At 45.2% G+C, this 25,758-nt stretch carries 18 protein-coding genes, 6 tRNA genes and 1 rRNA gene; 10 read left to right on the top strand and 15 right to left on the bottom strand.

Annotated elements, in window-relative coordinates; genetic code table 11:
* The first annotated feature begins 133 nt into the window (after positions 1-133).
* From F0229_RS04190 to F0229_RS04205, 4 genes are all read left to right on the top strand, one after another.
* Positions 134-973: a 23S rRNA (adenine(2030)-N(6))-methyltransferase RlmJ gene (locus F0229_RS04190; RefSeq protein WP_017060143.1), complete on the top strand. Its 840-nt coding sequence runs from the start codon at positions 134-136 to the stop codon at positions 971-973.
* A gap of 187 nt (positions 974-1,160) precedes the next feature.
* Complete coding sequence (gene gorA / locus F0229_RS04195) at positions 1,161-2,516, top strand: glutathione-disulfide reductase (RefSeq protein WP_171732314.1); 1,356 nt, start codon at positions 1,161-1,163, stop codon at positions 2,514-2,516.
* A 201-nt stretch (positions 2,517-2,717) separates the two neighbouring features.
* Positions 2,718-4,445: a hypothetical protein gene (locus F0229_RS04200; RefSeq protein ID WP_171732315.1), complete on the top strand. Its 1,728-nt coding sequence runs from the start codon at positions 2,718-2,720 to the stop codon at positions 4,443-4,445.
* A 41-nt stretch (positions 4,446-4,486) separates the two neighbouring features.
* On the top strand, positions 4,487-4,840 hold the full coding sequence (locus F0229_RS04205) for a DUF6482 family protein (RefSeq protein ID WP_277815879.1): 354 nt from the start codon (positions 4,487-4,489) through the stop codon (positions 4,838-4,840).
* A gap of 92 nt (positions 4,841-4,932) precedes the next feature.
* On the opposite strand, the gene F0229_RS04210 is transcribed toward F0229_RS04205, so the two are convergent.
* From F0229_RS04210 to F0229_RS04260, 11 genes are all read right to left on the bottom strand, one after another.
* A complete protein-coding gene (locus tag F0229_RS04210; RefSeq protein WP_102320134.1) occupies positions 4,933-6,174 on the bottom strand; it encodes an NADH:ubiquinone reductase (Na(+)-transporting) subunit B in 1,242 nt (413 codons plus the stop codon).
* A 200-nt stretch (positions 6,175-6,374) separates the two neighbouring features.
* Positions 6,375-7,337, bottom strand: a complete 963-nt coding sequence (locus tag F0229_RS04215; RefSeq protein ID WP_029235875.1) for an SPOR domain-containing protein — start codon at positions 7,335-7,337, stop codon at positions 6,375-6,377.
* Positions 7,338-7,524: 187 nt separating this feature from the next.
* Entirely contained in the window at positions 7,525-8,463 is a 939-nt protein-coding gene (locus F0229_RS04220; RefSeq protein ID WP_017060135.1) for an ABC transporter permease, read from the bottom strand.
* Positions 8,464-8,465: 2 nt separating this feature from the next.
* Positions 8,466-9,443, bottom strand: coding sequence for an ABC transporter permease (locus F0229_RS04225; protein ID WP_008218600.1), 978 nt, complete (start codon positions 9,441-9,443; stop codon positions 8,466-8,468).
* A 178-nt stretch (positions 9,444-9,621) separates the two neighbouring features.
* On the bottom strand, positions 9,622-11,175 hold the full coding sequence (locus F0229_RS04230; RefSeq protein WP_017060133.1) for an ABC transporter substrate-binding protein: 1,554 nt from the start codon (positions 11,173-11,175) through the stop codon (positions 9,622-9,624).
* A gap of 94 nt (positions 11,176-11,269) precedes the next feature.
* Positions 11,270-12,997 carry an ABC transporter ATP-binding protein gene (locus F0229_RS04235; RefSeq protein ID WP_017060132.1) on the bottom strand — a complete coding sequence of 576 codons (1,728 nt, stop codon included), beginning with the start codon at positions 12,995-12,997 and terminating at the stop codon, positions 11,270-11,272.
* Positions 12,998-13,888: 891 nt separating this feature from the next.
* A tRNA-Pro gene (locus F0229_RS04240) sits at positions 13,889-13,965 on the bottom strand.
* A gap of 55 nt (positions 13,966-14,020) precedes the next feature.
* Positions 14,021-14,096: transfer RNA gene (locus tag F0229_RS04245), tRNA-His, on the bottom strand.
* A gap of 44 nt (positions 14,097-14,140) precedes the next feature.
* A tRNA-Pro gene (locus F0229_RS04250) sits at positions 14,141-14,217 on the bottom strand.
* A gap of 77 nt (positions 14,218-14,294) precedes the next feature.
* Positions 14,295-14,370: transfer RNA gene (locus F0229_RS04255), tRNA-His, on the bottom strand.
* 48 nt (positions 14,371-14,418) lie between these two features.
* Positions 14,419-14,495: transfer RNA gene (locus tag F0229_RS04260), tRNA-Arg, on the bottom strand.
* A 298-nt stretch (positions 14,496-14,793) separates the two neighbouring features.
* On the opposite strand from F0229_RS04260, the gene F0229_RS04265 reads away from it, so the two are divergent.
* Positions 14,794-15,207, top strand: coding sequence for a cytochrome c5 family protein (locus F0229_RS04265; RefSeq protein WP_017063036.1), 414 nt, complete (start codon positions 14,794-14,796; stop codon positions 15,205-15,207).
* An 81-nt stretch (positions 15,208-15,288) separates the two neighbouring features.
* On the opposite strand, the gene rep is transcribed toward F0229_RS04265, so the two are convergent.
* On the bottom strand, positions 15,289-17,307 hold the full coding sequence (rep, locus tag F0229_RS04270; RefSeq protein WP_017061960.1) for a DNA helicase Rep: 2,019 nt from the start codon (positions 17,305-17,307) through the stop codon (positions 15,289-15,291).
* 180 nt (positions 17,308-17,487) lie between these two features.
* Here rep and F0229_RS04275 point away from each other — a divergent pair, with 180 nt between their 5' ends.
* The 4 genes from F0229_RS04275 to F0229_RS04290 all read left to right on the top strand — a co-directional run bounded on the left by F0229_RS04275 (position 17,488) and on the right by F0229_RS04290 (position 22,699).
* On the top strand, positions 17,488-18,069 hold the full coding sequence (locus F0229_RS04275; RefSeq protein ID WP_171732316.1) for a TetR/AcrR family transcriptional regulator: 582 nt from the start codon (positions 17,488-17,490) through the stop codon (positions 18,067-18,069).
* Positions 18,070-18,087: 18 nt separating this feature from the next.
* The gene (locus tag F0229_RS04280; protein WP_171732317.1) at positions 18,088-19,194 is read left to right on the top strand and encodes an efflux RND transporter periplasmic adaptor subunit; all 1,107 of its coding nucleotides are present in this window, start codon (positions 18,088-18,090) and stop codon (positions 19,192-19,194) included.
* Positions 19,195-19,205: 11 nt separating this feature from the next.
* On the top strand, positions 19,206-22,328 hold the full coding sequence (locus F0229_RS04285) for a multidrug efflux RND transporter permease subunit (protein ID WP_171732318.1): 3,123 nt from the start codon (positions 19,206-19,208) through the stop codon (positions 22,326-22,328).
* A 119-nt stretch (positions 22,329-22,447) separates the two neighbouring features.
* Positions 22,448-22,699 carry an accessory factor UbiK family protein gene (locus F0229_RS04290; protein ID WP_017061964.1) on the top strand — a complete coding sequence of 84 codons (252 nt, stop codon included), beginning with the start codon at positions 22,448-22,450 and terminating at the stop codon, positions 22,697-22,699.
* Positions 22,700-22,861: 162 nt separating this feature from the next.
* Here F0229_RS04290 and ilvC read toward each other — a convergent pair whose 3' ends face one another.
* Entirely contained in the window at positions 22,862-24,346 is a 1,485-nt protein-coding gene (ilvC, locus tag F0229_RS04295) for a ketol-acid reductoisomerase (protein WP_017061965.1), read from the bottom strand.
* Between the two features lie 146 nt (positions 24,347-24,492).
* On the opposite strand from ilvC, the gene ilvY reads away from it, so the two are divergent.
* Entirely contained in the window at positions 24,493-25,383 is an 891-nt protein-coding gene (gene ilvY / locus F0229_RS04300; protein WP_171732319.1) for an HTH-type transcriptional activator IlvY, read from the top strand.
* Positions 25,384-25,499: 116 nt separating this feature from the next.
* Here the strand turns inward: ilvY and F0229_RS04305 are convergent.
* Together F0229_RS04305 and rrf are read right to left on the bottom strand one after the other, a co-directional pair.
* A tRNA-Ser gene (locus F0229_RS04305) sits at positions 25,500-25,590 on the bottom strand.
* 71 nt (positions 25,591-25,661) lie between these two features.
* A 5S ribosomal RNA gene (gene rrf / locus F0229_RS04310) occupies positions 25,662-25,758 on the bottom strand; the annotation flags it as partial.

Here is a 25,758-nt window from a genome sequence, read left to right on the forward strand (position 1 = left end):
TAACTAACTGCAGATAGCTGACGACTGTCCCTGAATTGTTCGAGAATTTATGGTCCATTGAGGGTTATAATAGTCTGATTAACCCCACCTACACTAACCACACTCTAATTCGAGAGTGTTACGAGAGTTTAATTTGTTAAGTTATCGCCACAGCTTCCACGCAGGTAACCATGCCGACGTAGTAAAGCATATCGTACAGAGCCTTATTCTTAATTCTTTGAAACAAAAGGATAAGCCTTTTGTTTATCATGACACTCACTCTGGTGTAGGTCGTTACGACTTAACGCATGAATGGTCTGAAAAAACCGGTGAATACAAGCAAGGTATTGCTCGTGTGTGGGAGCAAACAGACCTTCCTGAAGACATTCAAAGCTACCTTGAGTCTATTTCCATTCTCAATAATGGCGAGAAACTGCGTTACTACCCGGGTTCTCCACGTGTTGCACGTGCACACCTGCGTGACCAAGACCGCATGGTACTGACTGAGCTTCACCCAGCCGATCACCCGCTGCTTGAGCAAGAGTTCCACCGTGATCGTCAGGTATCTATCTACAAAGAAGATGGTTTTAAGCGCTTAAAGGGCAGCCTGCCACCAAAAGAACGTCGTGGTTTAGTACTGATCGACCCGCCTTACGAGCTGGCAAAAGAGTACCGTGATGTCGTGACTGCAATCGCTCAAAGCCACAAGCGCTGGGCAACCGGTATCTACGCAATTTGGTACCCGGTAGTAAATCGCTGTGATATCGAAGATATGATCGAAGGTCTCGAAGGCTTAGGCATCAACAAGATTCTACAAATCGAACTTGGCGTATCACCAGACACCAACGAGCGTGGCATGACGGCATCAGGCATGATCGTGATTAACCCGCCTTGGAAGCTAGAAAGCCAAATGAAAGAGATTCTTCCATTCTTGAAGGAAGCAATTGCGCCAGCGACCGGTCACTTCAAAGTAGAGTGGATCGTACCCGAGTAATCTCGAGTCCACATCATAGACTGAAGAATCTTCAACAGACTGTGATGTGGACGAATAAATTTTAAACAGGGAGATTGAGTTCAACCGATCTGCCCTCAATATAATAATTAGACAATTTAAGAATCTATAGGACGTAGGTATCCGGTGCTCTCACTGTGACTACAACCTTCAATAAATGGAGAAAGTAATGGCGACTCATTTTGATTACATCTGTATCGGCGGCGGTTCAGGCGGCATCGCATCAGCAAACCGCGCAGCAATGCACGGTGCAAAGGTTGCACTTATCGAAGCTCAAGACCTTGGTGGTACTTGTGTAAACGTTGGTTGTGTTCCTAAAAAGGTAATGTGGCACGGCGCTCAAGTTGCTGAAGCGATCAACCTATACTCTGAAGATTACGGCTTCGACGTTGACGTAAAAGGCTTCAACTGGAGCAAATTAATAGAAAACCGCCAAGCGTACATTGGTCGTATCCACCAATCTTACGATCGCGTTCTTGGTAACAACAAAGTAAACGTAATCAAAGGCTTTGCTAAGTTCGTTGACGAGAAGACTGTTGAAGTTAACGGTGAACACTACACAGCTGATCATATTCTGATCGCAGTAGGTGGTCGTCCAACCATTCCAAACATCCCTGGCGCAGAATACGGCATCGATTCAAACGGTTTCTTCGACCTAATGGAGCAACCTAAACGTGTTGCTGTTATCGGCGCGGGCTACATTGCTGTTGAGATCGCAGGTGTACTAAGCGCGCTTGGTACAGAAACACACCTGTTCTGCCGTAAAGAATCTCCACTACGTAGCTTCGACCCAATGATCATCGAGACATTGGTTGAAGTAATGGAAGCGGAAGGCCCAACACTTCATACACACTCTGTTCCAAAAGAAGTAGTGAAAGAAGCAGACGGCACACTGACTCTACACCTAGAGAACGGCAACACTCAAAACGTTGACCACCTAATCTGGGCTATCGGTCGCCACCCAGCAACTGACGCTATCAACCTAGCATCAACTGGCGTTGCAACTAACGACCGTGGCTACATCAAAGTAGACGAGTTCCAAGCAACCAACGTTCCTGGCATCTACTGTGTTGGCGACATAATGGAAGGCGGTATAGAGCTAACTCCTGTTGCTGTTAAAGCAGGTCGTCAGCTTTCTGAGCGTCTATTCAACGGTCAAACTAATGCGAAGATGGACTACAAGCTCGTTCCTACTGTTGTATTCAGCCACCCACCTATCGGCACGATTGGTCTAACGACTCAAGAAGCTGAAGAGAAGTACGGCAAAGACAACATCAAGGTATACACGTCTGGCTTCACTGCTATGTACACAGCAGTAACCAAGCACCGTCAACCTTGTAAGATGAAGCTAGTATGTGCTGGCGAAGAAGAGACAGTAGTCGGCCTACACGGCATCGGTTTCACTGTTGATGAAATGATTCAAGGCTTCGGCGTTGCAATGAAGATGGGCGCAACCAAAGCAGATTTCGACTCTGTTGTGGCGATTCACCCAACGGGCAGCGAAGAGTTTGTTACCATGCGTTAAACCTTTGTAAGTCAAAGAAATATTATGAAAAGCCGACATCTGTCGGCTTTTTGTGTTTTTTACCGTATGGTTTGAATATTTATTAACCGAACAGCATTTTACACACTTAACTTGGAAGAAAGATCACGCTACAATCGCGCGCTATAAAATTACACGCATAAAAATAACAAATAGCTCTATTACAGAAAGGATGTACGAGTAATGAAAAAAGTGAGTATTCTCGCAGCGGCGATTGCAGTGGCTTTAACAGGTTGTGGTAGCGACAGTTCTAATTCAGGTGTCACAACACCGACAGAACCATCAACAACAACCAACAAATTTATCGATGCCGCTGTTGAAGGTATCTACTACAACACCAGTTCTGGCTTAAATGGTGTTACAAATAGCGAAGGCGAATTTACCGCTAAAACTAGCGACACGGTGACCTTCTTCATTGGCGGCGAAAACGGCTTAAAAGTAGGTGCAGCATCAAACCGTGATGTACTGACTCCATTTGAAGCGGCGGGTAAATACGCTCGTGCACTTAACCTAGCAATTTTACTTCAGTCTCTGGATAACCAGTTTGGTAGCACTTCAGATGAAATTCTGACAATTCCAGATGTGTTGCGTGAGCCTGATGCTGCTACGTTAGCGAAGATGAAAGATCTGAGTCTTGATGACCGCGCTAGCGTGATTGACTTCCTAGATACGATGGATGTAGATGCGGCTAATATTGCCTCTGAAGAACAAGCATTAACTCATATGGAAAATACATTTGGATCAATGGAACGCGGTGATGACTCTACAAATCCATTTATCACTGCTGGCAAATTCGTTCGTTACATTGATGTCACCCAGAACTCTAACGAATTCATATACGTCCACGCTGACAAGCTAATGGAAGAAGAAATGTTCGAGCGTACTCGCGGCATGACCGAGATGACGTTCAAAGTGAATTCTGCAGAATCAGTCACTATGTTCGCAGGATCTAACGACTATTCATTATCAGAAAGCTTTGCTGAGCAATACCTAACATGTGTATCTAACTCTGCTCATCAATGGATAGATGAAGACAGCTCGAAACTACAAGGTTGTGATACAAACAAGGATGGTACTGTAGACCAAACAAATGGCTCAGTAACACCTGATAGCAAATTTGTATTGAATGACGCGTTTGCCTACAAACTTCGAGACTTGGCACAATCAGAAACCGCTGATGAAGAATTCACAGCCGAAGACATCGAGGGATGGAAGCCATTCGATGTACAAAAAGCATCTGACTTGAATCACTACACCGCAAACAATGTCTGGGATGACAAAGATAAAGACAGCGACCCATCAAACTGGATTCGTGATACGACTTCTGGCTCTTTCGATCCTGTAACTGGCATTTATTCTGAGATTGTTAAGAAAGAAACACTGGGGAGCGACGCAAATAATCCTCAACCTCGCGTAACAGAGCGTGTTGCTTACTACTACGAAATTCCAACAAAAGATTCTGAACGTTATGTAGATTTCACTGGTACATGGGAAACGAAAGAGTACTGTGACAATGGCGAAGTTGCAGTGAGTACTATGGTGTTCGGCACAACAAAAGTAACTACATCAGGTTTTGAGTGTGACAGCGAAAATGGCGGCCAATCTTCACCAGAAGATATGGGGCAGTTTGATGCAACCTACGCGGAGTTAGGCGCTATCGATTACTGGTGGTTTGGTCAAACAGACCGAGCTTCAAAAGCGACACTGACAGAACTGAACACAGTAGTTCGTTTCTGCGACCAAGACAATTACGTTGCAGGCGCTGCTTGTACCTCAAATGATGAATACTTCGTTAAGTGGGAATACCAACCTGCGGGTACCAATTGGGATGAAGGCCTACTGATCCGTCGTAAGATGGATAACACAGGTAACACCGATGGTCGCGTTAGCATCATGCAGAAAATCAACTAATCACTGAGTTATTTTGATGACTTAATCAAAAACCAGAAGCCGTGCTTCTGGTTTTTTTCATTTTGACCCCACATGAACCTTCAAACAACTATCAACGTAGATACCAAAACAAAGACCTATCTAGAACAGCAATGGAGTTTGTTATGAATCTACTAATTGAATCATTTGAAGGCGGGATCTACTTGGCTTACCAAGTTATTGGCGAGCAAAAGCAATTAATTAAAGATGACCACCAGCATCCTATGAAGTTTTTGAGTGTAAACCAAGCACGCGATCATTTTAGTGACCAAGGCGTAGCATCAGCAATGTTGGTTCATAACAGCGCCTACGACGAGATGTGCGGTGAGCATTGTGGTAGCACACAGCCTTTCGAGATTGATTTGAAGTGGAGTTAAATCAACCTCAAATCAATCGCGATAAAAATTGAAAGGCTTGCATCAATGCAAGCCTTTCTTATGGGAGTCACTTTCACTTTTAATCACCTAGATTAGCGCGATGTCCGTTTAAGTCTTCGTTTAATGTTCTGCTCTTTCACTACAAAGTCGAATAGCGGAGCGAACAGGTTGGCGAACAAGATAGCCAGCATAATGCCCTCTGGGTAGGCTGGATTAAGCACTCGAATACCGACCGTCATCACGCCGATCAAAATCCCATAGGCCCATTTACTCTGATTGGTAAACGCGGCAGATACAGGGTCTGTTGCCATGAAGAAGGTACCAAAGGCAACACCACCCAACACAAAGTGCCAGTAAAACGGCATCGAAAACATCGAGTTAGTATCCGACCCTATCCAGTTCAGTAAACTCGACGTCACGACAAGGCCGACAATCACACCGGCGACAATGCGCCAAGACGCTATCTTCATCACAATCAAAATCAACCCCGTCAGCATGATCAGCAGTGACGACACCTCACCCATCGAACCTGGAATATTACCGATAAAGGCATCCATCCAGGTGATCGCCTCGCCAGTCATGTTATTGATGAGTGACGTGCTGCCGCCTTCATACCATTGACTCAGCGGTGTCGCGCCTGAATAGCCGTCAGCGGCAACCCACACAAGCCCACCCGACATGTTGGCTGGATAGGCGAAATAGAGAAACGCGCGGCCTGCAAGGGCTGGGTTCAAGAAGTTTCGTCCTGTACCACCGAACAGCTCTTTGGCGACAACGATACCAAAGGTGATACCTAAAGCGGCTTGCCAAAGCGGGATGGTTGGCGGAAGAATGAGTGCGAATAGTACCGAGCTAACAAAGAAACCTTCATTCACCTCATGTTTTCGTACAACGGCAAATAAAACCTCCCAGAAGCCACCTACCACAAACACCGTGGCATAAACGGGTAGGAAATAGAGTGCACCAAGCAACATCTGACTTTCCCAGCCACTTGCCACCAATGACTGCGCATCACCAAATGCCCACGACAGACGCCAGCTGCTTTCAATAACCGAGGCAAGTTCGTTAAGTTGATAGCTGGAGGTTAATGCGAGGACGCTTTGGTGTCCGACGTTATACATCCCCCAGAACATTGCCGGGAAAGTCGCCAGCCATACCAGAATCATGATGCGCTTTAGGTCAATGCTGTCACGAACATGGGTTATACCGCGGTTTACGTTTCCGGGTGTATAGAATATTGTCGCGAAAGCTTCATACACTGGGTAGAGCTTTTCGTACTTCCCTCCGGCTTCAAAGCGTGGAGCCACGTCTTCTAATCGTTTCTTTAAACTCATAATCTCAAAATCACCTTATTGCTTGAGTTATGGTTTTCTACGCATCAGCCGCGCTATTTGAACAATTTTTAACGATTTTTAATCAAATTCGTCTTGAAGAACGAGTGTCTAAAAGTCGAACCGATGTCGAAAAAGAGAGGCGTATAAACAACAAAGCCCCAGCAATGGCTGAGGCTTATTTGGTTTGGTAACAGTCGTCGTTACTTAACGCACATCACATTAAGCAATGAAGAACCTTTCAACTGGTTGACGTTACCGTTGGTAAACAGACCTTTCTTATCTGCGCCCCAATAAGGGAGATGCATTGGCCAGTTCTGTTTTTCCATAACCTTTGAGCTCAAGATGCTTTGCCATTGCTTCTCACTCATCAGCTTCATGTTGACCTGATTACACACCAATTCAGCGCTATCGTAATCTAGGCGGCTCCAAGGCTTACCTTGCTCCATGTAGAACTGTTGTTGATGATCTAGAAGGTAAGGAATAGCATATTGGCTACCCGCAATGTCTGCTTTCACGCGAATCTCGATCTCTAGATCATTGTCTGAACTCGCGTTACCGCTTGGTAGCGTCTGAATTGCTGCAGCGCTCGCTACCGCCGCCACTTGCTTAGTAGCCACAGGTTTCGGTGCAGGCTTAGCTTCTACTTTTGCAGGAGCCTTGTGCGTCACCGCTTTTGGCTCTGCTGGTTTTGCCACAATAGGCTGTGATGAGGTTTTCGACTTATCGACCATACGAATAAAGGCTTCACCGTAACCAGAAACCTTACGCACCTGAGCTAGGTCTTTTCTCGCATCAGAGAAGGTAGAATAAGGTCCGATTAAGCAACGGTAGTCTCCGCCTTCCGGCTTCATCCAAACGTTGGTCGAGATCTTCTCATACAGAGGCTTTGCTCGGCTCAGTGACAAAGGCTTGTTCAGCAGGCCACATTGAACCCAAAACAGTTCGTTATCTGAATGACGTTTTGGTGCTTTACTGCCCCACACGCCCTTACCGATCGGACATGATTGCTCTAGCTGTGGTAATTGGTTGGTGCTTGCCTGAGTTGCATCACATAGAACCGACTCTGCATTCACTTGGCTCGATACCAAAAGAGATGCAGCGATAAGTCCCATACGATAATTTCTCGTCACAGCACGACATACAGCATTCATTGTCAATTTCATAACCACCACTTAAACCCTTGCGGGCTAATTATTACCGAATCTATGTCGATAAAACATGAATTCCATTTTAACTATTATTGACACTGTCAATAATACTAAGTTCCAGATCCATTAAGCAAAAAAAGAGCCGTAATTGCTTACGGCTCTTAATTTAGTGACTTTTTTTACTAAAAATCAAACCGGGCTATCACCCTTTATAAATTTTCGGGTTAAACACGTCACGTAACCAGTCGCCTAATAGGTTAATAACGAGAACCAATGTTACCAAAAGCACACCTGGGAATGCTGTGATCCACCATGCTCCTGAGAAAATGTAGTTAAAACCAGTACTGATCAGGGCACCGAGTGACGGTTGGTCTACCGGAAGACCTAAACCGAGGAAAGAAAGTGCCGCTTCTGACATGATGGCATTTGCCACCTGTACCGTAGAGATAACCAAAATCGGTGATAAACAGTTAGGCAGAATATGGCGGAACATGATGCGAGGCGCTCTAAAGCCCATCACACGTGCCGCTTCTACGTACTCTTTCTTCTTCTCTGCCAATACCGATGCACGAATCGTACGAGCATACTGCGGCCATTCAGCAATACCGATGATCACCACCAGCATAACAACCGCATATTGCGCGTAGAAGTCACTACCGAAACTCGCCTTAAAGATGGCCGAGACAATGATCGCAACCATCATGGTTGAGAACGAAAGCTGAACATCGGCAAAACGCATCAGGAAGCTATCAATACGACCACCGAAGTAACCTGCAGACAAGCCAATGATGATACCGAGAGTCAGCTGAAGACCTACCGCTAGGAAACCGATCGTCAATGACAGACGCGAGCCGTAAAGCATCGTAGATAAGATGTCACGACCCTGCTCATCAGTACCCAGTAGGAAGCGTTCTTCGCCGTCTTCCATCCAAGATGGTGGCAACTCAGAATCCATGATGTCGATAGACGTCACGTCATACGGGTCTGTTGGCGCTAGAATAGGTGCCGCTAATGCCATAACAAGGAAAGCTGCAAAGATAGCGAAGCTCACCATTGCCACTTTGTCACGTAAGAAGTAGTACAGAATGTCTGACTGCTTGAATCGCTCCCAACGAGATGGAGCTGTTGTTGTTTGTTCCATGATTATGCTCCTTTCCCTGTGATGTTCACTGTTGGGTTAATGATGCCGTATAGCAAGTCAACAATGGTGTTAGTTACTACGAAGATCAGGCCAACGAAGATAACGTATGCGGTAATCAGTGGTGTATCCACTCGGTTAATCGCTTCAAGGAATAGGAAGCCGGTACCCGGCCACTGGAATACAGTTTCAGTAAGAATGGTGTAAGCCACCATAGTACCGATTTGAACACCGCCTACCGTTAGTACTGGCAGCATTGTGTTTTTCAAAGCGTGTTGGTAGTAAATCTTGTTCAGCGCTAGACCTTTTGCTTTACCAAACTTGATATATTCAGAGCTAAGAACCTCTAGCATTTCAGAGCGTACTAGACGAATGAACAGAGGCAGCATGATAGATGCTAGAGCAATACTCGGCAGCACTAAGTGTGCAAGGCCATCTATCGTTAAGAAACCAGACTCCCAGCCAAACCAGTTTGCGGTCTCACCACGTCCAAACGACGGCAGCCAACCTAACTCAATAGAGAATACATACATCAACATGATTGCGGTTAAGAAAACAGGCACAGAAATGCCGATACTACTGCCCGCCATCACCAGTTTAGTGAAGAAGCTTTTTGGGTGTATTGCAGAATAAACGCCAAGTGGAATCGACAGACAAACAATGATCAGAGAAGCGCCGAACACAAGCTCAAGCGTTGCGACTAGTTTATCTAAGATTACGTCCACAGCTGGGCGTTTAAAGAAATATGAAGTACCAAGATCACCTTGTAGAGCTGCGCCCACAAAGCGAGTGTATTTTGTAATGAAGGGATCATTTAAGCCGAGTTCATCACGCAGCGCTTGACGCTCCGATTCTGAAACAGATTGACCGACTAACTCACGCAACGGGTCGCCCAGGTTATCCTGAATGGCAAACGCCACCAAACTGATCACAAACATCACTATCAGTGCCTGAAACAGGCGCTTGACCAGAAACGTAACCATTCCTTGCCCCTTATCTATCCATGACTATCTAGTCGAAATCCGCGACTAGATAACAAAATTCAGTCTTAAAAAAGGTATTTAGCCAGACTGAAGGAAGACCAAATACCGAAACTTAAATCTATATCTTAATAATTTGAGAGCCTGAAAAGCTTCAGGCTCTCGATTCTAGCAAGCTAGATTATTTTACAACTAGGTCGCCGAAGTAAGGCATAACCATTGGGTTTACTACGTCTGCTGCACCAACGTTAGACTTCGCGCCCCACGCTTCACTTTGCCAGTGTAGCGGTACGAATGCTGCGTCGTTGTAAAGTGTTGCTTCAACGCCTTTCAGCATTTCAGCACGCTTAACTGGGTCAGTTTCAGTGTTAGAAGCTTCTACGATCGCATCCATTTCTGGGTTTGAGTAGCCAGAACAGTTGTATTGACCACGGCCAGTCTCTTCGTTACGAGTCATAGTTAGGAACTCGTTGAAGTTAGCTGAATCTTCTGTATCTGAGTGCCAGCCGATCATCATCATGTCTGCTGAACATAGGTCAAACTCAGGCCAGTACTGTGCTTTAGGCATAGTTTTAAGATCAACTTTGATACCAATCTTAGACAGCATTGCCGCAGACGCTTGCGCTACTTTCGCATCGTTCACGTAACGGTTGTTTGGAGCCATCATAGTTAGCGTAAAGCCATCTTCGTAGCCCGCTTCTTTCATCAGCTCTTTCGCTTTTTTCAGATCGTAACGAGGAACTAGGTCTTCGTTGTGACCCGCGTAGCCTGTTGGGCTTTGCTGACCAGCTGCTGTTGCGAAGCCTTTCATGATCTTCTTAACGATACCTTCGTTGTTGATTGCGTGAACAATCGCCTGACGAACGCGAACATCTTTAAGTGCTTCGTTGCTGTTTTGGTTCATTTGGAACGTGATGATACGAGTACCAGGTAGCGTCACTAGATCGATGTTCTTAGCGTTTTTAACACGCTTGTGATCGTTTGGTGCTACTGGGTGAATCATATCAACGTCGCCAGAAAGAAGTGCTGCAACACGTGTCGCGTCTTCTTTGATTGGCACAAGTGTTAGCTTGTCTACGTTGCCTTCAGTTTCTGTGTCCCAGTAATCGTTGAAACGCTCGAACGTTACTTTAACGCCTTGCTCACGCTGCGTTACGATAAATGGACCAGTACCTGAAACGTTAGTCGAAGCAAACGAGTTACCGTGCTTAACTAGCTCAGACTTGTCTTTACCTTCCGCTGTTTGGCCAGAGTAGAACTTGCTGTCCATTGGGAAGATGTAAGTTGCTGTTTGTAGTACTAGTGGGTAAGCCGCTTTTGATACTAGCTCAACTGTGTAGTCATCCACTTTTACCATTTTTTCGTATGGCGTGAAGATAGACTTAAAGTCTGGAGAAGCTTGTAGACGTTCAAAAGTCCACACAACATCATCAGCAGTCAGTTCGTTACCAGAGTGGAATTTCACACCTTTACGTAGGTTGAAGCGGAAAGTCGTTTCATCAACACGCTCCCAGCTAGATGCTAGGCGGCCTTCAAAATCCATCTCTTGAGTGAAACGTACTAGAGGGTCAAACACCATGTGAGACATTTGCAGTGTGCCACCAGACAGCTGCTCGTGCGGGTCAAGTGATACTGGGTCAGCTGCGTAGCCAACGGTAATATCTGCTGCAGCTGCACTAAAGCTTAGGCCAGCTGCCATCAAAGCTACTGCTAATTTGCTTTTCATGGTTTTCATTGCATAACTCCTTCATGCGGGAATCCAGATCCCTAGTTGTTGTATTTGCGTCTGTTTATTGTTGTTAGCAAGCTAAACTCCAGCCTGCTGATTTTTATACCGCGGCTTGTGCCACTGCTTTTTCTTCTCTTAAGCCTGTAAATTCAGGCATTAAAGAAATCAGTTGTTTGCTGTATTCATGCTGAGGTGATTGGAACAGCTGCTCCGTTGGCGCAACCTCCAATAATGTCCCCATCTGCATCACACCAACACGGTCACACATTTGGCGAATAACCGGTAGATCGTGACTGATGAACAGCATGGTTAGGTTTAGCTCGTCTTGTAAGTCTTTTAGTAGGTTAAGAATCTGAGCCTGTACCGACACGTCCAGTGCCGATGTTGGTTCATCACAAATCAAAAGACGTGGGCGAGTCGCCAAAGCGCGAGCGATAGAAATACGCTGACGTTGACCACCTGAGAATTCGTGTGGGTACTTCACCCCAGCCATTTTGCCTAAACCAACGTGCTCTAGCAGGTCGTTCACGATCTGACGAGTTTCATTTTCGTTGCGAGTAAGCTTATGGAATCGGATAGGTTCAGCAATGATGTCGAATATCTTCATTCGAGGGTTCATTGATGTGTAAGGGTTTTGGAAAACCATCTGCATTTGACGACGCATAGGGCGACGTTCTTTTTCAGATTTCAGACCAGTAAGATCAACGCCTTCAAACGTTACCTTGCCTGAGTTTGGTGCGTACAAGCCAGCAATCACACGAGCAATCGTTGATTTACCTGAACCTGATTCACCTACTAAACCAAACGTCTCACCCTCATGCACTTCAAAGCTCACGTTGTTTGATGCTTGAACGTACTCACGACGGCTCTCAAAGAAAGAATCTTTGGTGGTAAAGCGTAAGTTTACGTTCTCAACGTTCAACAGAGGGCCAGTGTAATCACGGTGATCTTGGCTTTGACCTAACCAGTGGTTCTTCACATCCAATGGTTCCATCTCTTGTGCTTCTTCGATGTAGCTAACAAGAGGGAAACGATCGAGTTTGCGATCCGAACGAGGAACCGCAGAGATAAGACTGTGTGTATATGGGTGTTCAGGAGTACCCAGAACTTTCGCTGTTGGGCCAAACTCAACTAAGTCACCACGATACATAACGGCTACGCGGTCGGTAACGTTAGATACCACGCCCATGTCGTGCGTGACCAACATGCAACCTACGTTCTTCTTAATACATAGGTCGCGAATCAAACCCAAGATCTGGTCTTGGATAGAAACATCCAGTGCTGTTGTTGGTTCATCTGCGATGATTAGGTCAGGTTCACCTGCCAATGCGATCGCGATAACCACACGCTGACGCATGCCGCCAGAGAATTGGTGAGGGTACTGCTTTAAACGGTTTTCTGGTTGTGGGATACCCACTTGGTTCATCAAGTCTAATGAGCGCTGGTAGGCTTCTTGATCCGAAACCTTCATGTTGGCATGAATCGTCTCTTTTAACTGCTGTTCTACTGTGAATAGAGGGTTAAGAGAAGTCATTGGGTCTTGGAAGATAAAACCAATCTTTGAGCCGCGAACAGAACGCATCTGTTCAGGAGATAAACCAGAGACTTTTTCGCCATCCAGAAATACCTCGCCGCTAGCAATGCGGCCAGGAGGGCTCAGCAAATCGATCACAGCATTACCTACTGTTGATTTACCTGCACCAGACTCGCCTACAACACCAACAATCTCACCACGTTCAATGTTGAACGAAAGTGATTTAACTGCGGCGTGAACTCCATGACGAGATGGGTATTCGATACGAAGATTTTTTACTTCTAAAAGTGACATTACCAGACCTCTACTGCTTTGGCAGCTTTCTGCCCTGTCTGCAAAATTGAATCCATTCTTACCAGAATATTGTTCTGATATTTTATACGGTTGACAATTTGGCAAATAATTCACAGAAAAGCAACAAAAATAGGATAAAAAGTCGACATTAAACGCTTAGCAAGCAAAAGTGCCACATAACTATTCACCAAAAGAGCATATAGTAAGAAAAATCAACATTATATTATCGGCAAGAAATACTCACAAACTCCTTACCACTACTTACTTGTAGAGTTAAAGCCGTGCTTCAAAGCAGATCTCACTACCAGTCACTAAAAACAAATAATTATTCCAAAAAAAAATTAACACTATAGAAACAAACGCTAATTTTGTTAATTTAAATAAATAAAACAACCAGATAAACGTTAATTAGCCATACATTTAACCATCTGTATTATTTTGGTAAATACAAAACAGACAAACGAAAGGCCTAATAAATCAGAGGAGTTTTTGAACGACCAAATGCGTACAAAGCTGTCAAATTCAGGCCTTAGTGAGCAAATTTAGGATCAGGTTTCACTTTTCATAAAAGTCTTTAGACCAAACCCATTAATATGTCGAATTATTGAGCACTCCATTTATATAAAATTAGATATAGAACTGTACATTTGATAAAGAAAGCAACTCTGTAGCAGCACCATTATCAAGCAGATCGTTAGGAATCTGTTTTATATAAGAAGGGGAGATAGATGTAAGAAGCCCCGTCATTTCTGACGCGGACGGCTAGTTGAGGCTTCTTAAGTGATCGGTGAAGAGGCATTCTTTGAACATCAGGTGAACCCCCACTCTGTTCAAGTTATCTAAATTTCAGATGTAAAAAAGCCCTAGTCTTTCGACTAGGGCTTCTTAAGGTGGTCGGTGAAGAGGGATTCGAACCCCCGACCCTCTGGTCCCAAACCAGATGCGCTACCAAGCTGCGCTATTCACCGAGACGTTTCGTTTGATTTCTCAAACTGGGAACTTCAAAGAAGCTACCAAAATTAATGGGGTGGCTAACGAGATTCGAACTCGCGACCACCGGAATCACAATCCAGGGCTCTACCAACTGAGCTATAGCCACCACTAATTTTTTATATAACCGCTTAAAAGCGATTATTGAAATAGTGGTCGGTGAAGAGGGATTCGAACCCCCGACCCTCTGGTCCCAAACCAGATGCGCTACCAAGCTGCGCTATTCACCGACTAGTTTTGTATCGACTCTTGGGAATAATAAATCAACACTGGAAGCCGAAGCTACCGATATTTTGTAAAGAAAGAATGGGGTGGCTAACGAGATTCGAACTCGCGACCACCGGAATCACAATCCAGGGCTCTACCAACTGAGCTATAGCCACCATTATTTCTTTTTGCCAATTTCTCACTTACCGAAGTAAGAGACCGGATGGCGCGCCTGAAAGGATTCGAACCTTCGGCCTTTGGCTCCGGAGGCCAACGCTCTATCCAGCTGAGCTACAGGCGCATGCCCTGTCGGCGGAGTGGAATAATACGTATATCACCCAATGCCGTCTAGTACTTTTTTAACTTTTTTTTCTGTTTGGTCTCTTTTTCGACAGTTAATATGTGATAAACCCCTTATTTGAGTACTACAACCCGCCACAGCTTATAAGTTGTTGTTTATTGCAACAACTTATCGGGATATAATCACCCATTATTTACATTGGTTTAACAGTTGCTCTTTGCTGGTTAAAGCCAAAACACCCTTCCAACACTATAAATTGGTAAGCATGTACTTACCTTGGGAATGTAAAGTGAGTTTAATGGATATGTCTCGTCGAATTTTAAGCGTTGTCATCGCAGTTTTAACCTTTTCAACTGGCGCAATGGCTGCAGGCCTAAGCGAAGCGGAGCACGATGCAATTGCTGAACGCATCAAACCAGTTGGCCAAGTTTACCTAGTCGGCAGCGAGCCAGTAGCCGCAGAACCAACAGGCCCTCGTGATGGCGCAGCAGTTTACGGTACCTTTTGTATCGCTTGTCACGCATCTGGCGTAAGTGGCGCACCTAAAACAGGTGATGCTGGTGACTGGGGTCCTCGCATTGCTCAAGGTCGCGACATTCTAGCTGACCACGCAATCAACGGCTTCAATGCGATGCCAGCGAAAGGTTCATGTATGGATTGTTCAGACGACGAAATCAAAGATGCTATCGAGCACATGATTGCCGGTCTGTAATTAAAAATGCCAGATTCAGAAAAGGTGACCTCATGGTCACCTTTTTTATTGGCTTCTATATAGTGCGATTAAAGTAGGGCATTACTTCTTGTTGAACATCGCTCGAATATTCGCAATGTGCGCCTGCCCTTTTTCCATTCTTTCTTCAGCGGATTGAGGCTTCTTAACGCTTTCCCACTCCACATCATCGTGCGGCAGCTCATCGAGGAAGCGGCTTTGTGTTGGCTTTATTAATTCACCATATTGACGACGTTCACGACACTTAGTAAAAGTCAGCTCTTTCTGCGCTCGAGTAATCCCCACATACATAAGACGACGTTCTTCTTCTACGTTGCCTTCATCGACACTGGTTTGGTGCGGCAAGATGCCCTCTTCTGCACCCATCAGGAATACATATGGGAACTCTAGACCTTTCGATGCATGCAATGTCATTAATTGGACTTGATCTGCATCGTCATCATCCTCACCACGCTCCATCATATCGCGCAGCGTTAAACGTTGAACCACCTCGCGCAGGGTTTTCTCTTCTTTATCGTAGTTGTCACCCTCAAGATCGGCCACAATCCAGCTATACAGATCAGAGACGTTCTTCATTCGCATTTCAGCGGCTTTCGGGCTCGCTGAGGTTTCGTACAACCAATCTTCGTAGTTGATGTCACGAACCAAAGAACGAACGGCTTCAACCGTATTACCACGCTCGGCATTGTCTGAGATACGAACAATCCAGTCACCGAAGCGGCGCAAATTTTCTAAACCACGCCCCGTCAGTGTCTGCTCTAAGCCCATCTCGAAGCTGGCCTCAAACAAGCTCTTACCACGCATATTGGCATAGCTACCTAGCTTTTCTAGCGTAACCGGGCCAATCTCACGACGTGGTGTGTTTACAATACGCAGGAAGGCGTTGTCATCATCAGGGTTCACCAACACACGTAGGTAAGCCATGATGTCTTTAATTTCTGCTCTGGCGAAAAAGGATGTACCGCCTGAGATTTTGTAAGGCACACGGTTCTGCATCAAGGCTTTTTCAATCAAGCGAGATTGGTGGTTACCGCGGTAAAGCACTGCGTAATCTTTGTATTCTGTGCGATTCAAAAACTTGTGGGCGATGATCTCACCGGTAATACGCTCTGCTTCATGCTCTTCATTCTTTGCATTCAGTACCTTGAGCTTTTCACCGTCTGGGATCTCTGAGAACAGTGACTTTTCATAAACGTGTGGGTTGTTGGCGATCAAGATGTTCGCCGCACGTAAGATTCGACTGGTTGAACGATAGTTTTGCTCGAGTTTGATCAAACGAAGATTCGGATAGTCCTCACCCAGCAACACCAAGTTTTGCGGTTTTGCACCACGCCATGAATAGATAGATTGGTCATCGTCACCTACGACTGTCAAGCGACCACGCTCTCCCACCAGTAAACGAACCAACTCATATTGGCTGGTGTTGGTATCTTGGTATTCATCGACCAGTAAATAGCGGATACGCGACTGCCAGCGCTCACGCACCTCTTGATTGGTTTTCAGTAGTAATACAGGCATCGCGATCAGATCATCAAAATCGAGTGCGTTGTATGCCTTCATCTGTTTCTGGTACATCTCAAAACAGAATGCAAACAACTGCTCTTGTTCGCCTTGAGCACGTGCTTTCGCCTGATCTGGCGTCAGCATGTCATTTTTCCAATTCGAAATGGTGCTCATTAAAGCGCGTAGCAAATCCTTATCACCATCGATCTGTCTCTCTGTTAACTCTTTTAACAAAGCTAACTGGTCTTGGTCATCAAACAGAGAGAAACCCGCTTTCAAACCCAGCGCTTTGTATTCACGGCGAATGATGGTTAAGCCCATGGTATGAAAAGTCGAAACAATCAGCCCTTTCGATTCGCCCTTACCTAGAGTTTGCCCAACACGCTCTTTCATCTCGCGTGCCGCTTTATTAGTAAAGGTCACCGCCGCAATATTACGCGCCTTATAGCCACATTCCTGAACCAGATAAGCAATTTTATTGGTGATAACACGTGTTTTACCGGATCCAGCGCCCGCTAATACTAAGCAGGGGCCCGAAACATATTTCACGGCTTCATCTTGTCTTGGGTTCAGTTTCATTTGATTCTCAGTTTGGTCTAGAGGGGCGAATTCAATTGCGCGCCTATAATAATGCTGCAACAGCACGAATGCTACGTTCTCTTATACAAGATTTTTACGCTGATTATGTAAAACTTTGTTGCACATGTGTGTGGTTATTAGGCTATAATGAATGAACGTTCATTCATTGGTAGTTGAAATATGACAACTCATGCACCTCGGGATAAACGCCAGCAAATACTTTCTGCAGCTGAAAAGCTAATTGCAGAGGTCGGTTTCCAAGGCCTTTCAATGCAAAAATTAGCCAAAGAAGCGGGAGTGGCTGCAGGCACTATCTATCGCTACTTCGATGATAAAGAGCATTTGATAGAAGATGTTCGAATGCTCGTGACTCAAAGAGTAGCTGATGCTGTTCAACAAGGGGTTAATGATTCGGATCCAATTAAACAACGCTACCGTACTATGTGGTTGAACATATGGCACTTAGCAGGAACGAATTTAGCCGCAATAAAAAATCGGGTTCAGTATGACTCTCTACCCATCACAAATAGCCTAAACTTCAGGGAACTAGAACGTAAAATGTTTGCCCAAGTTGAGCTGCTATTTAATGAGGGGAAAGAACAAGGATTGTTTAAACCACTTAACAATGAAGTATTAGGTGGATTGAGCTTGGCGGCTAGTGTTTCTCTAGCACGCAAGCATTCTTTAGGATTTTACCAACTTGATGAGGCAGAACTAGAATCTGCAATCGAAGCCAGTTGGGACGCAATAATTAAACACTAGATCGGAGTTTTGACCATAATGAAAAAGTGGACTTTCTTCATGTTACTCATCGCTGTACTACTTTTCGGCAGCGTTATTGGGTTTAACATGTTCAAACAACAAAAAATTGCTGAGTATATGGCCAACCGCCCTGAACCAGAGTTTCCAGTAACGGTAACTGAAGTTCAGCCGATCGACTGGGTTCCAGTGATTGAAGCTATCGGCTTCATCGAACCTAACCAAGGTGTGACACTAGCGAACGAAACCAGCGGTGTTATCGATCAAATTTCTTTCGAATCAGGTACTGAGGTTAAAAATGACCAACAACTGATCCGCCTTGATTCTGATGTAGAGAAAGCCAATCTAAAAAGCTCTGAGGCACGCTTACCGGCTGCTGAAGCTAAATACAAGCGCTACCAAGGGCTATTCAAGAAAGGCTCTATCTCTAAGGAAGCCTTCGATGAAGCAGAAGCTAATTTCTTATCGTTAGCGGCTGATATTGAAAGCCTTAAAGCATCGATTGCCCGTCGCGAGATCCGCGCTCCGTTTGACGGCACTGTCGGTATTCGTAATGTGTATCTAGGCCAATACCTACAATCTGGCACTGACATCGTTCGCCTAGAAGACACCAGTGTTATGCGCCTACGCTTCACTATTTCTCAAAATGACATCTCTCGTATTGAGGTTGGTCAGGCGATCGACATCTTCGTTGATGCATACCCAGAAAAACCGTTTAAAGGTTCTATTAGTGCCATTGAGCCTGCGGTTAGCATCCAAAGTGGTCTTATCCAAGTTCAAGCGGATATTCCAAACAATGATGGCAAGCTTCGCAGTGGCATGTTCGCTCGCGCTAACATCATTCTTCCTAAACTAGAGAACCAAGTAACTCTGCCTCAAACAGCGATTACTTTCACTCTATACGGCGACAATGTTTATATCCTAACTGAAGAAGACGGCGTTCAACGCGTTACTCAACATGTTGTAAAAGTAGGTGAACGTACTGCTGATATCGCACACATCCTTGAGGGTGTGAAAGCGGGCGATACCGTTGTGACTTCTGGCCAAGTACGTCTAAGTAACGGTGCCAAAGTTAAGGTTGTGGAAAGTGATGCAATCACACCACCATCTGAAACACCTATGCTGTAACCGGAGGCACAATGCGCTTTACTGATGTTTTTATTAAACGTCCAGTTCTAGCGGTATCCATCAGCTTTTTGATTGCGCTGCTTGGCTTACAAGCAATCTTCAAAATGCAGGTGCGTGAATACCCTGAAATGACGAATACCGTAGTAACCGTCACCACGAGTTACTACGGTGCAAGTGCCGATCTTATCCAAGGCTTTATCACCCAGCCCCTCGAGCAGGCTGTGGCCCAAGCGGATAACATCGACTATATGACTTCTTCTTCTGTACTCGGTAGCTCGACGATTACCGTGAACATGAAGTTGAACACAGACCCGAATGCGGCGCTGTCTGACATACTGGCCAAGACTAACTCGGTACGTTCTCAGCTTCCTAAAGAAGCCGAAGATCCAACCGTAACTATGTCTACCGGTTCAACAACGGCGGTACTCTACATTGGTTTTACCAGTGATGAGTTGGTGTCGAGCCAAATTACCGACTATCTAGAGCGAGTAATCAACCCGCAACTATTTACGGTAAATGGCGTATCTAAAGTTGACCTATATGGTGGTATGAAATACGCACTACGCGTATGGCTAGACCCGTCAAAAATGGCTGCAGTTAATTTAACCGCTAGCGATGTGATGTCGGTACTGAATGCCAACAACTACCAATCGGCAACCGGTCAGGCAACGGGTGAGTTCGTTCTCTACAACGGCAGTGCTGATACCCAAGTATCTAACGTTGAAGAGCTAGAGAATCTTGTAGTACGAAGCGGTGCAGGCGAAATAATCCGTCTATCTGACATTGCTAAGGTTTCGCTAGAGAAAAGCCACGATGTGTACCGTGCAAGTGCGAACGGTCAGGAAGCGGTTGTTGCAGCGATTAACGCGGCACCAAGTGCTAACCCGATCAACATTGCAGCCGATGTTCTTGAGCTTCTTCCTCAGCTAGAGAAGAACCTACCAAGCAACATCTCAATGAACGTAATGTATGACTCAACAATTGCGATTAACGAATCGATTCAAGAGGTAATCAAGACCATCCTTGAAGCAGCATTAATCGTACTGGTTGTAATTACCTTGTTCCTGGGTTCTTTCCGTGCGGTTCTTATTCCTATCGTTACTATCCCACTGTCTTTGATTGGTGTGGCAATGGTAATGCAGGCGATGGGATTCTCTTGGAACCTGATGACGCTACTGGCAATGGTACTCGCCATCGGCCTGGTAGTAGATGATGCGATCGTAGTACTAGAAAACGTCGACCGACATATCAAGCTCGGGGAGTCCCCTTTCCGTGCTGCAATCATCGGTACTCGTGAAATCGCGGTGCCAGTTATTGCAATGACATTAACACTAGGCGCGGTATACGCTCCTATCGCAATGATGGGTGGTATCACAGGCTCGCTATTTAAAGAGTTTGCGTTAACCCTAGCAGGTTCGGTATTTGTATCCGGTATCGTGGCATTAACGCTGTCGCCAATGATGTGTTCAAAGATGCTGAAAGCTCATGCTGAGCCAAGCAAGTTTGAACAAAAGGTACATAGCGTACTGGATGGTATGACTAACCGTTACGAGCGTATGCTTGGTGCGGTAATGAACCATCGCCCAGTATTCATTGGCTTTGCGGTTATCGTATTTGCCAGTTTACCTATGCTGTTTAAGTTCATCCCAAGTGAGCTAGCACCTTCTGAAGATAAAGGTGTAATCATGTTAATGGGTACAGCGCCATCAAATGCTAACTTAGACTTCATGCAAAATACCATGAACGACGTAAACAAGATTCTGTCGGATCAGCCAGAAGTCGCTTACGCACAGGTGTTTACTGGTGTACCTAACGCAAACCAAGCGTTTGGTATCGCATCTATGGTTCCATGGAGTGAGCGTGAGGCGAGCCAATCAGACGTAGCAAACCGCGTTGGTGGTTTAGTTAAAGATGTTCCGGGAATGGCGGTAACTGCATTCCAAATGCCAGAACTACCAGGTGCAGGTTCAGGTCTTCCAATTCAGTTTGTTATTACAACACCAAACAGTTTTGAGAGCTTGTTCCAAATCACTACTGACATTTTAGCGGATGTAGCATCGAACCCGCTGTTCGTTTACTCAGATCTTGATCTGAACTACGACTCAGCAACGATGAAAGTACACATCGATAAAGACAAAGCAGGCGCATACGGTGTGACCATGCAAGATATCGGTATCACCCTTGGTACCATGATGTCTGATGGCTACGTAAACCGTATCGACTTAAACGGTCGTTCTTATGAGGTTATCCCTCAAGTAGAGCGTAAGTTCCGTTTGAACCCTGAATCGATGAATAACTACTATGTACGTGCTGCGGATGGTAAAGCGGTGCCACTGGGCAGTTTAATTACGATTGATGTTGTGGCAGAGCCTCGCTCTCTTCCTCACTTCAACCAATTGAACTCAGCAACGATTGGTGCAGTACCAGCTCCTGGCGCGGCGATGGGTGATGCGATTGCATGGTTTGAAGATACGGCAACGAACAAGCTACCAAGTGGCTACAACCACGATTACATGGGTGAAGCTCGTCAATACGTAACAGAAGGTAGCGCACTTTACGCAACCTTTGGTCTGGCGCTAGCAATCATCTTCTTGGTACTGGCGATTCAGTTCGAATCTCTAAAAGATCCACTGGTTATCATGGTATCTGTACCACTGGCGATCTGTGGTGCCCTAATTGCTCTAGCTTGGGGTGCGGCAACGATGAACATCTACTCACAAGTAGGTTTAATCACGCTGGTCGGCCTGATTACCAAGCACGGTATATTAATCTGTGAGGTTGCAAAAGAAGAACAACTGCATCACCACAAGACTCGTATTGAAGCGGTGATGGAAGCAGCAAAAGTTCGTCTTCGTCCAATTCTGATGACAACAGCTGCGATGATCGCGGGTCTAATCCCACTGATGTACGCAAGTGGTGCAGGTGCAGCTCAGCGCTTTAGTATCGGTATCGTAATCGTTGCTGGTCTAGCGATTGGTACTATCTTTACGCTATTTGTACTGCCAGTGATTTACAGCTACCTAGCTGAAAAACACAAACCTCTTCCTGTATTTGTGGAAGACAAAGATCTAGAAAAACTAGCTCGCGTCGATGAAGCAAAAGCAGCACACAGAGAATTAGCAGATAACAAGTAATCGCTAAGTCGTAAAACAATCAAAAAGGCTACTTCGGTGGCCTTTTTTTATACGCGATAGGCGACATCTCAAGTGTGATTAAATAGAATAGTGATAAATAGTCAGGAGTTTTAATCGATATGTTTGATCCAAAAAAACTAGAGCAAATTGCTAAGCAGATCCACGATTCTATGCCTCAACCAGTAAAAGAGCTTGGTTCAGACGTAGACCAAAAAGTTCGCCAAGTTATCCAAGGCCAACTCAACAAGCTAGACGTTGTGAGCCGTGAAGAGTTTGATGTTCAAACACAAGTACTGCTTCGCACTCGCCAGAAGCTCACTGAAATGGAACAAAAACTGGCTGAACTAGAAGCAAAGCTTTCAGACAAATAGTCATTTTTTTCAATCAGTTCAAGTTCGAATAAAGGCTTACCTTCGGGTAAGCCTTTATTTTTTCCTCAATCTATCAAGCCTTCACCGGTAAAATAGTTGCAAGCATAAAAAAGCCCCGAACAAATGTTCAGGGCTATTTTTATTCAGTGATGAACTGGAAGATTAACCGCCAACAGCGATACGCTTCATGTCGCTCATGTAGCTACGTAGCTCTTCACCAATGTATTCTACAGGGTGGTTACGGATAGCTTCGTTTACTTCAATTAGCTTAGCGTTATCAACTTGGTTAGATGTCTCACCTAGACCACGGCCGATGACGTCCGTTGCTACTGAAGGCATGAACTTCTCACGTAGTAGCGGTGTTGCTACGTTAGCGAATAGGTAGTTACCGTACTCAGCAGTATCAGAGATTACAACGTTCATTTCGTAAAGACGCTTACGAGCAACTGTGTTTGCGATTAGTGGAAGCTCATGTAGAGATTCGTAGTAAGCAGACTCATCAATGATGCCTGATGCCGTCATAGCTTCGAATGCTAGCTCAACACCGGCACGAACCATAGCAACCATTAGGATACCGTTGTCGAAGTACTCTTGCTCTGAGATTTCTACGTCAGAAGCTGGGTAGTTTTCGAATGCAGTTTCGCCTGTCTCTTCACGCCAGCCTAGTAGGTTCACGTCATCGTTCGCCCAGTCAGCCATCATTGTGCTAGAGAAGTGACCAGAGATGATGTCATCCATGTGCTTGTTGTAAAGCGGACGCATTAGGTCTTTAAGCTCTTCAGAAAGCTCAAACGCTTTAACTTTAGCCGGGTTAGATAGGCGATCCATCATGTGAGTTACGCCACCAAACTTAAGTGCTTCAGTAATCGTTTCCCAACCGTATTGTAGAAGCTTGCCTGCGTAGCCAGGTTCGATGCCATCAGCAATCATCTTCTCGTAAGATACGATAGAACCCGCTTGTAGCATGCCACAAAGGATAGTTTGCTCACCCATCAGGTCAGATTTAACTTCTGCTACGAAAGAAGACTCTAGGCAACCTGCACGGTGACCACCAGTACCTGCAGCCCAAGCTTTAGCGATATCCCAACCTTCGCCTTTAGGGTCGTTTTCTGGGTGAACAGCGATAAGTGTTGGTACACCGAAGCCACGTTTGTACTCTTCGCGAACTTCAGAGCCAGGACACTTAGGTGCAACCATTACTACAGTAAGGTCAGCACGTAATTGCATGCCTTCTTCCACAACGTTGAAGCCGTGAGAGTAACCAAGAGCAGCGCCTTGCTTCATTAGAGGCATTACTGTTTCAACAACGTTTGTGTGTTGCTTATCAGGAGTAAGGTTGATTACTAGGTCTGCTTGAGGGATTAGCGTTTCGTAGCTACCCACAACAAAGCCGTTTTCATCAGCATTTTTGAATGATTGACGCTTTTCATCAATTGCCGCTTGGCGTAGAGCGTAAGATACGTCTAGACCAGAATCACGCATATTTAGACCTTGGTTTAGGCCTTGAGCACCACAACCAACAATTACGATTTTCTTACCTTCAAGGTATTCAGCTTCTGTCGCGAATTCTTCACGATCCATAAAGCGGCAACGACCTAATTGGTCTAGTTGTTCACGAAGGTTTAATGTATTGAAATAGTTAGCCATTCTAGGGCACTCCTTTAAAAATAAGTCCGTAAGGTCGATATCTTTCTATCGAATGACTTCATACTAAAACAGACACTCCGTTGCTGAAAGTGATATATTCACAATTAGTTATTGCAATAAATGCAACATGGAAACGATCGCAGAACATGAACATAAAATCTCTACAATTATTTATACATTTATGCGACAGCAAGAGTTTCAGCAAAACCGCTGCTGCTATGCACGTCAGTCCTTCAGCGCTGAGCCGTCAGATACAAAAGCTTGAAGAGGAAACAGGACAAGAACTGCTAATCAGAGACAACCGCAGTGTTGATCTTACCCCAGCAGGAAAACACCTATTGCCTGTAGCATTGAGCATCGTGGGAGAGTGGCAGCAATATAACCTTCACCTGAAGGGCGGAGAGCAAGAACTTAAAGGTGAGATCCGTATATTTTGTTCAGTAACGGCTAGCTACAGTCACCTACCTGAACTCATAACCGAATTTAGGGCTATTCATCCGTATATTGAATTTAAGCTCTCTACTGGTGATCCAGCTCAATCCATCGACAAGATCTTAAACGATGAAGCGGATATCGCGATTTCAGCAAAGCCAGACATCCTTCCTTCAAGGTTAGAATTCGAAACCATCAGCGATATTCCACTGTCAGTCATCATTCCATCTGGTGTGAGTAGCTTTAGCCAACAACTGCAATCCGATAAGCCAAACTGGAATGAAGTGCCCTTTATCATCCCAGAAGCAGGAACAGCGCGTGAACGAGCCAATGCATGGTTTAAAAAGATGAAGATAAAACCCAACATATACGCGCAAGTTTCTGGCCATGAGGCGATTGTAAGTATGGTGGCACTAGGATGTGGAGTTGGCATCGCACCTGATGTGGTCATAAACAACAGTCCAGTAAGAGATAAAGTTAGCCGCTTAAAGATAGAACCTATCAAGCCATTTGAGTTAGGCGTATGTTGTAAGCGAGCACAGCTAGATAACCATCTAATTCGAGCGTTCTGGCAAGTTGCAGAAGGGAAATATTTAGCGGACTAGTCGTCATTGTTTTAAATACAAAAAAGGGAAGAGCACGTCAGTGCCCTTCCCCTTTTATTTATGTATATCGCAGATAAGAAAAAAGCCCGCTGATTTCTCAGCGGGCTTTCTAATGGTGGTGGAGGGATAGGGATTTGAACCCTAGAACCGCTATTAACGGTTGCCGGTTTTCAAGACCGGTGCTTTCGACCACTCAGCCATCCCTCCAAAAAATTGTCATCAACAGATTAGTACACTGTAGATGTTGTTACATGTATACACAGGTAACGATATTTAAAGCCTGGCGATGTCCTACTCTCACATGGGGAAGCCCCACACTACCATCGGCGCTATTGTGTTTCACTTCTGAGTTCGGCATGGAATCAGGTGGGTCCA

The sequence above is a fragment of the Vibrio sp. AIC-3 genome (assembly GCF_013114515.1).
In the GTDB taxonomy this organism is placed as follows: Bacteria; Pseudomonadota; Gammaproteobacteria; order Enterobacterales; family Vibrionaceae; genus Vibrio; species Vibrio crassostreae_C.

What these genes read in the sequence shown, in the direction of transcription:
- F0229_RS04275 (WP_171732316.1), top strand. Translation starts at nt 17,488, where the DNA reads ATGACAACTCATGCACCTCGGGATAAACGCCAGCAAATACTTTCTGCA.
- gorA (WP_171732314.1), top strand. Translation starts at nt 1,161, where the DNA reads ATGGCGACTCATTTTGATTACATCTGTATCGGCGGCGGTTCAGGCGGC.
- F0229_RS04215 (WP_029235875.1), bottom strand. Translation starts at nt 7,337, where the DNA reads ATGAAATTGACAATGAATGCTGTATGTCGTGCTGTGACGAGAAATTAT.
- ilvY (WP_171732319.1), top strand. Translation starts at nt 24,493, where the DNA reads ATGAACATAAAATCTCTACAATTATTTATACATTTATGCGACAGCAAG.
- F0229_RS04265 (WP_017063036.1), top strand. Translation starts at nt 14,794, where the DNA reads ATGGATATGTCTCGTCGAATTTTAAGCGTTGTCATCGCAGTTTTAACC.
- rep (WP_017061960.1), bottom strand. Translation starts at nt 17,307, where the DNA reads ATGAAACTGAACCCAAGACAAGATGAAGCCGTGAAATATGTTTCGGGC.
- F0229_RS04280 (WP_171732317.1), top strand. Translation starts at nt 18,088, where the DNA reads ATGAAAAAGTGGACTTTCTTCATGTTACTCATCGCTGTACTACTTTTC.
- F0229_RS04230 (WP_017060133.1), bottom strand. Translation starts at nt 11,175, where the DNA reads ATGAAAACCATGAAAAGCAAATTAGCAGTAGCTTTGATGGCAGCTGGC.
- F0229_RS04290 (WP_017061964.1), top strand. Translation starts at nt 22,448, where the DNA reads ATGTTTGATCCAAAAAAACTAGAGCAAATTGCTAAGCAGATCCACGAT.
- F0229_RS04285 (WP_171732318.1), top strand. Translation starts at nt 19,206, where the DNA reads ATGCGCTTTACTGATGTTTTTATTAAACGTCCAGTTCTAGCGGTATCC.
- F0229_RS04220 (WP_017060135.1), bottom strand. Translation starts at nt 8,463, where the DNA reads ATGGAACAAACAACAACAGCTCCATCTCGTTGGGAGCGATTCAAGCAG.
- F0229_RS04225 (WP_008218600.1), bottom strand. Translation starts at nt 9,443, where the DNA reads ATGGTTACGTTTCTGGTCAAGCGCCTGTTTCAGGCACTGATAGTGATG.
- F0229_RS04235 (WP_017060132.1), bottom strand. Translation starts at nt 12,997, where the DNA reads ATGTCACTTTTAGAAGTAAAAAATCTTCGTATCGAATACCCATCTCGT.
- F0229_RS04210 (WP_102320134.1), bottom strand. Translation starts at nt 6,174, where the DNA reads ATGAGTTTAAAGAAACGATTAGAAGACGTGGCTCCACGCTTTGAAGCC.
- ilvC (WP_017061965.1), bottom strand. Translation starts at nt 24,346, where the DNA reads ATGGCTAACTATTTCAATACATTAAACCTTCGTGAACAACTAGACCAA.
- F0229_RS04200 (WP_171732315.1), top strand. Translation starts at nt 2,718, where the DNA reads ATGAAAAAAGTGAGTATTCTCGCAGCGGCGATTGCAGTGGCTTTAACA.